Source organism: Paraburkholderia sp. BR10923 (assembly GCF_040948765.1).
Taxonomy (GTDB): Bacteria; Pseudomonadota; Gammaproteobacteria; order Burkholderiales; family Burkholderiaceae; genus Paraburkholderia; species Paraburkholderia youngii.
Genome location: NZ_JBFPKO010000045.1, coordinates 21,947 through 28,872, shown reverse-complemented (window position 1 = coordinate 28,872; position 6,926 = coordinate 21,947). Strand labels below are relative to the sequence as shown.

Annotated in this window: 4 protein-coding genes and 1 pseudogene; all 5 read right to left on the bottom strand. The window is 55.6% G+C overall.

Annotated features, from left to right (window positions below; genetic code table 11):
* Positions 1-1,384 (bottom strand): annotated as a pseudogene (locus AB3X94_RS38770) (hypothetical protein); the annotation flags it as partial.
* A gap of 3 nt (positions 1,385-1,387) precedes the next feature.
* A complete protein-coding gene (locus tag AB3X94_RS38765; RefSeq protein ID WP_176111815.1) occupies positions 1,388-1,948 on the bottom strand; it encodes a hypothetical protein in 561 nt (186 codons plus the stop codon).
* Between the two features lie 208 nt (positions 1,949-2,156).
* The gene (locus tag AB3X94_RS38760) at positions 2,157-3,536 is read right to left on the bottom strand and encodes an HlyD family type I secretion periplasmic adaptor subunit (RefSeq protein ID WP_309235055.1); all 1,380 of its coding nucleotides are present in this window, start codon (positions 3,534-3,536) and stop codon (positions 2,157-2,159) included.
* A complete protein-coding gene (locus AB3X94_RS38755) occupies positions 3,533-5,299 on the bottom strand; it encodes a type I secretion system permease/ATPase (RefSeq protein WP_368614291.1) in 1,767 nt (588 codons plus the stop codon). The genes AB3X94_RS38760 and AB3X94_RS38755 overlap by 4 nt, the downstream gene beginning before the upstream one ends.
* A gap of 2 nt (positions 5,300-5,301) precedes the next feature.
* Positions 5,302-6,642, bottom strand: coding sequence for a TolC family outer membrane protein (locus tag AB3X94_RS38750; protein WP_246392350.1), 1,341 nt, complete (start codon positions 6,640-6,642; stop codon positions 5,302-5,304).
* Between the last annotated feature and the right edge of the window lie 284 nt (positions 6,643-6,926).

Below are 6,926 nucleotides of genomic sequence, written 5' to 3'. Positions count from 1 at the left end.
AGCCGTTGGCGGCGAACGTCGCGTACTCGGTGAGCTGGCCGTTCGGGCCGAACAGCGAGACATTCTGCGTGCCGTCCACATGGAACTCGTACTTGGTGGTGTTGCCACCCTCCACGAAGTCGTAACGCGTGGTCTCCGTCGCGTTCGTGAAATACCGGTCCTGTGTCTTGAAGCCGTCGGCGGCGAACGTCGCGTACTCGGTGAGCTGGCCGTTCGGGCCGAACAGCGAGACATTCTGCGAGCCGTCCACATGGAACTCGTACTTGGTGGTGTTACCACCCTCCACGAAGTCGTACCGCGTGGTCTCCCTCCCGTTCGTGAAAAACAGGTCCTCTGTCTTGAAGCCGTTGACGGCGAACGTTGCGTATTCGGTCATCTGGTCGTTCGGATCAAAAACTCCTGCGACCTGAGTGCCATCCGAGTTAAAGACATGCACAACATAGCTGCTGTCCAGGTTGAAGTCGTACTGCTGCGTCTTATTACCGCTGCCATCGAAATAAATGTCCTGCAGCTTAAAATTCGATGCGGAAAACGACGTAAATTCTTCGATCTGACCACCAGCGCCGTACAGCGACGACGTATAGGCAAGGCTGGCATCGAATTTCACGATCTGCACTTGACCTGATGTCAGATCGCGCTCGATCGATTCAATAAGCCCTGTTGTTGCATTTGTTCTATATTCGATACTTGCCGCAGGCGAAACCGGAACGCCTGTTGAATGGGCGCCCCAAGCCGTGCCATAAAAAGCCTCGTAGGTCTGGCCGCTCACGCTGGTAGGTAATGATGCAAAATAACCGCCAGCGGTGTCTATCAGAAGATTCTTGATGACGTCACTGGATATACCGTTAGCTATACTTTGAGCGTACAACCCGTCCAGAACGGTAATCAACGCCGTACCTGCAGGCGATGAGGTCCCCCCGTTAACTGTGATGGATGGTCCACCCGCACTTCGGATTTCCTGATAAATTATAAAATTATTATAGACAGCTTCGCCTTCCTGATGTAGACCCATCCAGGCAGCGAAATTATAGTCGCTACTGAGTTGACCGGCATATTGTGCCTGTAGATCCAGATCACCCTTGTTATTGATGTAGTGCCCGAGCTCGTGCGCAAGTGTTCCGACAAAGAGTGTAGCGTCGAGCTGAGACGCGCTACTTCCACCGAACGTCCCGAATTCAATGTAATTGTTATTGGGGTCCCAATCAACGCCTTGCTTCGCGGGGTTGCTCACGATGGCGTTTACTTTGTGCGCCAGCACATCGGCATTGTATTGAAGAAGCTCGCTAACCAATGTCGGACTCATATTGATCAACTTGATGTCGTCGGCTGACAGCACGACGTTAGCGAACATCGCTTCTTGACCCGTTATAACTGCTTGACTCATTAATTAATCCCTGTTTGCGTTTTGCGACATTGAAATGGAAACCAAACACTTACTATTACTTACGTAATCAAAAGAAATCCTTATCCCCTTATCTTCTTGATAAAAAAAGCCAACCGAATTTGAATGCGGGTTGGGGTGTCGATGGGCAGTGTTACCGAACACCCCCTTGATCTGTTCTGTCTTAACGCACAAGGAGTCTCTGTTAATAAAAATTAGAAACTGCACTCGTGAAAAATCACGATCAGTGGGTTGAAAATAGCTATACGATAGATTCCCTCTTTCATACTCCGAGGGAATACTTGAAAATGTAAAATTGGTCGTATACCCCAGAAGCTTGTCATCGAGGGGGTTTATCGTCTTTTCTTCCGGGCGACGCACAATGCCGAGATGCAGCGCTTCCCCCAAAAACTTGTAGTCACTCAGATCACCATGATCCACAACGAGTTTTAACGATCTTGCGAACTCGCTTGACGAAAGCGGGATGCTCTGCCCTCGGTCTTCCGTTATACAGGCCGACAGAGATAGCGTCGCGAGCAAGAAAAATACGTTTATTTTTTTTGACATTACGAAAGTCCTCCAATTCATGACGAAAAGACTTGTATCGCAGCAGAGACCTGAGGGTATTCGGACTGCATCCTGCGGAATATGAGACACTCTGCGATGCCAGCATCGATTTCTTCCGTCATTGGAAAACACCCATAGAAGCCGGGAATGGTCCAGTCTTTTGGTGATTTCTGATGTGAAGTTCACGATCAGGAGTGGCGCATCGCGGTTAATCCCGCATGGATTTACGGATTCCATCCTTCATCGGCTCAAGCAGGTAATCCAGCGCCGAGCGCGCATACGTCTGAATGAATACCTCCGCGTGCAAACCGGGACCTAGTACGACTTCTTTTTTTGCAATGCTGTTTGCTTTCCGGAGTGCTGCAGGAGATACCTCAATGCGCGCGGTGTAGAAAGGCTGGCGGGTATCCTTGTCCACGAGCGTATCGGCAGCGATATAAATGACCTTGCCTTCAAGAATCGGCGTTATGCGTGAGTTATAGGCAGTGAGCCGCACGTCGGCCGCACTCTGCAGCGCAATCTCCCGGATGTGGTCCGGCTTGATTTTCGCTTCGATCACCAGTGGAGTATTTTCCGGGACGATATCGACGATCGACTCGCGCGGGCCAATTACAGCGCCGACCGTATGCACATTCAGCCCGACAATGACGCCCGCAACCGGCGCCGTAATCTGCGTACGCGTGCTCAGATCCTTCGCTGGACGGATCTCGTCGGCGAGTTGGAATGCCTTGCTGGTCGCTTCCTTCAGTTCGTCGCTGGCAGCTTTCGAATAATCGTTTTTCAGGCTGCTTATCTTCAGTTCGATGTCAGTCCGCTTCTGATTTGCGCGCACCAGTTCGGCCGAGCCCGAATGGACGCGGGAGAGCGACTCCGCCTCGGCACGTCGTAAGTCCACCACCTTCGTTTCGGCCACAAACCCTTCTTTCAGCAGTTGCTCGTTGGTGTGCAACTGCTGCTCTGAGAGCGCATGTCCACGACTTGCCGTAGTCACCACCTGCTGACTGAGTGCAATCTCCTGTCGGGTCTGTCCCAGTTCCATCTGCAGGAGGGACAACTGATCGAACAACGCCCGCTTGCGGGCGGTGAACAGCGCCATTTCATGCCGCAGCAATTCCGCCACACGCGCGTCGTCGCGCTGGTCCGTCAATCGTTCCGGGAAAACCGGGGCCTTTTTCAGGTCCCGCTCGGCGCTCAGGCGCGCGATCTTCGCTTCTTCGGCGTCGAGTTGGACCTCAAGGGCTGCTAGCGCAGCACCGGGTCGCACGTTGTCCAGAACAAGCAGGGTTTGTCCAGCTTTGACTGCATCACCGTCGTTGACCAGGATTTCTTTCACGATGCCACCTTCCTGATGCTGGACGGTCTTGCGCTCGCCGTCGGTCTGTACGACACCTTCGGCGATAACTGCGCCCGAGAGCGGTGCAAGTGCCGCCCAACCTCCTACCGCCGCAATGCCTAGTGCGATACCCAGGCATCCATTCACGATGAGCTTTCGTGGCAATGGCAGGCAGTCTGCCTGGTTGTCTTCAGTCGACTGTAACCATCGCTTTGTTTTTTTGACAGCATTTGCAACAAGGTTTGATGCTTTCACAACAGGGTTCTCACTGCGGGGTCCAAAGCTCTCGACATCGCAGGCGCGATGGATGAAGAACGGATTGCGGGTGTAGGCGGAACGGCAATTTCGTCAGCTGTGTTCTGACCGGTTTTCGTCGCGAACTCATTGCGTGTTCCGAAACGCTCGACCTGACCAGACCTCATCAATAGCACCCGGTCGGCAATCGCCATCAATGCTGGTCGATGCGTGACCGCGATGACCATGACTCCGTCCGCCCTGATCTGCCTCAGGGCTGCATCGAGCGTTTCTTCGCCATCGCTGTCGAGATTGGCGTTTGGCTCATCCAGAAGCAGCAGCTTCGGGTCTCCGTATAACGCTCGCGCGAGTGAGATGCGCTGCCGTTGTCCACCAGAGAGCGTTTCGCCTGACTCCCCGATCTGCGTGTCGTAGCCGTTGGGCAGACCGAGAATCATCTCGTGCGCCCCCGCGCGCTTCGCTGCACGCACTATCGAATCGGAATCTAGCTGCAAAGGCCGTGCAGTTCTTCCAATATTCTCCGCGACCGTCCCGGCGAAAAGCTCGACATCCTGGGGCACGTATCCCAGGTACTGACCGAGTCTGTCTCGTGGCCACTGCGACACATCCGCGCCATCGAGCCGTACCGCCCCAACCTGAGGACGCCACAGGCCGGCAATTACCCGCAGGAGCGTCGATTTTCCCGACGCACTGGGACCGATGATCACCAGCGTCTCACCCGCACCGAGGGAGAACTGCACATCGCGCAATAGAAGCCGACCGGCCTGCCCTGGCACCCGGGACGGAACACTGAAGGTCACTCGCTCAACACACACAGCCCCAGCCGGGGCTGGCAATGCGATAGCGTCGTGTTCAGAGGAGGGTTTGAGAAGTTCATTGAGTCGCCCCCACGCCTGACGGAGTTCGCCGAATTGCTTCCAGCTTCCGATCATCTGTTCGATGGGCGCGAGCGCTTTGCCCAGCAGGATAGTGGTAGCGAGCATGACACCGGGCGTTGCGTGTTCGTTGATCACGAGCCATGCGCCAGCAGCCATCATGATGACCTGAATCGCCTGCCGCAAAACCTTCGTCACGTTCCTGTAGAACGCGCTGCTGTCTGCCACCTGCTGCTGTGCCTCGATGTATTCGCGCTTGCGGATATCCCAGGCGCGCACGATTTTTTCCGCCATGCCAAGCACCGTTACGACCTCGGCATTCCGGACAATCTGGCTGTAGGCGAGGTCGCATTCACGCTGCTTGTCCGTGTAAGTGCCGATGTTCTTCGCGATCACCCGGTCGTTGAGTAGGGCCAGTGCGAACAGTACGATTCCGCTGATCGCGGCGATCAGACACAGTACCCAATGAAAGAGGCAGATGATGACCAGATAGATGACAAGCCAGGGCGCATCGAGAAATGCGATAACCCCGGGCCCTGAGAGAAAGCCACGCAATGTGTTGATGTCCGTCTGGGTCGCGACCAGGGACGACTGACGCTGCCTCGCGCTGGCATCAAGCCGCGCCAGCAGCGCGAGCCGGTCCAGCCGGGCGCAGAGTTGCAGGCCGAGATCCGCCAGAATGCGGCCGCGCACCACGTCGACCAGCAGCATCATGGCTAGCGTGATAGCCATAAAGGCCATCAGCATCAACAGCGTCTCAATGCTGCGGCTCGGCAGTACGCGGTCATACACCTGCAGAAGATAGATCGTCGGGGTGAGCACCAGAAGATTCGAGATGACACCAAATCCACTCGCCAGAACCAGATGGCGCCTGATCAGCAGATACATTCTCACTCCCCAGCGTTTGAATTCTGTACAGGCCGTTCTGCATCGCTATTGCTCGCGAGCAACGCATTCAGGGATTCAATGTCTGTCCGCTCGAGACGCGCAGCACTTGCCTTGAGCCGCAGGCCCTGAACCAAAGTTTCCTGACGCGCTTTGGCGAGATCGCGCCGCGCGCTGTAAAGCTTGTCTTGGGCCGATAGCACGTCGGCGTTCACGCGGACGCCCACGCGGTAGCCGGTCTGGTTTGATCTGAGAGCAATGGCCGCGGACTTCACTGCGGTCTTCAGTGCATCGATCTTCGCCAGCCCCCGCGTCACGCCGAGCCAGGCCTCATGCGCTTCGAGTTCGGCGCTGCGCCGCGCATCGTCGAGATCGTGTTCGGCCTTCTCCCTCAGCGCAGCGGCCTCGCGCACCCGACTTCGGGTCATCAGTCCGTCAGTGAGCGGTATGGTGATCTGGATGCCAAGTGCACTCGATGTCCCGCGATTGCCGCCCGTATTGAAGTTCGATTGCCCATTGACGTATGCGGCATTGCCTTGATTCACGTTTCCGACGAGAGAAATGGACGGGTAGTCGCCCGCGCGTGCCTTCGAGCGCTCACGTTCGGCAATTTCGAGTGCAACCTGCCTCTGGCGGACATGATAATTAGCGTCAGCCGCGGCATCGATCCATGAATCGACATCGGGCGGATCAACAGGGGGAATATTAAAACCGTCCCGCATGCCATCAACCCGCGTGACAGGGCTTCCTACGATCTTCTGCAGGGCGGCATATTTTTCATCGAGCTGGCTGTGTGCGGCGATCTCGTCAGCCTGCGCAGAATCAAAACCGGCCTGTGCCTCATTGACGTCCACGACAGTAGCGTCACCCAGTGAAAACCGGTGCGTTGCAAGCGCCAGCTGTTCTGCAACGGCCTCCCTGTGTTTGCGGGACAGCTCGACATCGTCCTGCGCACCAAGGGCTGTGAAGTAGGCTTGTGAGACGCGCAAGAGCAGGTCCTGCTTTGCCTGCGCCAATGCCAGATTTGCTTCGATGACTGACAGCTTGCCCTGTTGATACGTTTCCCACGCATCCCATCTGAAAACCGGCTGAGTCAGGGAAAGCGTGAACCCGTTCGTTGAATAGCCCGGATAACTCATCCCGGGCACTCTCACGCCATTGCGATAGTTTGATTGCTGAAGAGTGACCCGAGGAAGAAGCCCGGCGCGCCCCTGAGGTTCCTTTTCGATCTCTGCATGCCAGGTAGCTTCCGCACTTTTGAGCTTTGCGTCGTTCGCCAAAGCGGAATCGGTGAGTGACGTGAGGTCTGCGGCACGACCGGCATTGAACACACAAACCAGAACCATAACTAATACTCGCCTCATTCGGCCGTACTCTCTTCTACCAATAAGCTTTCGGGCTGTCGAAGATATGCCAGAAAGCCCTTTGAGATTATTAGGTAGTGTCAATTGAATGCGAAATGACAACGGATTTCGAAAATCGGATAGGTCCGATGGACGATTTCACCGGTCAGTGCTTTGTCCATGACGCGTCCACGCGTCATGTGCTGCGCGAGGTGATCCGTGATTAACGTCCGCTATTCCGTCGGGTGAGCGTCTATCGTTCGCGACGACGCTGCCAACGGGTGTAT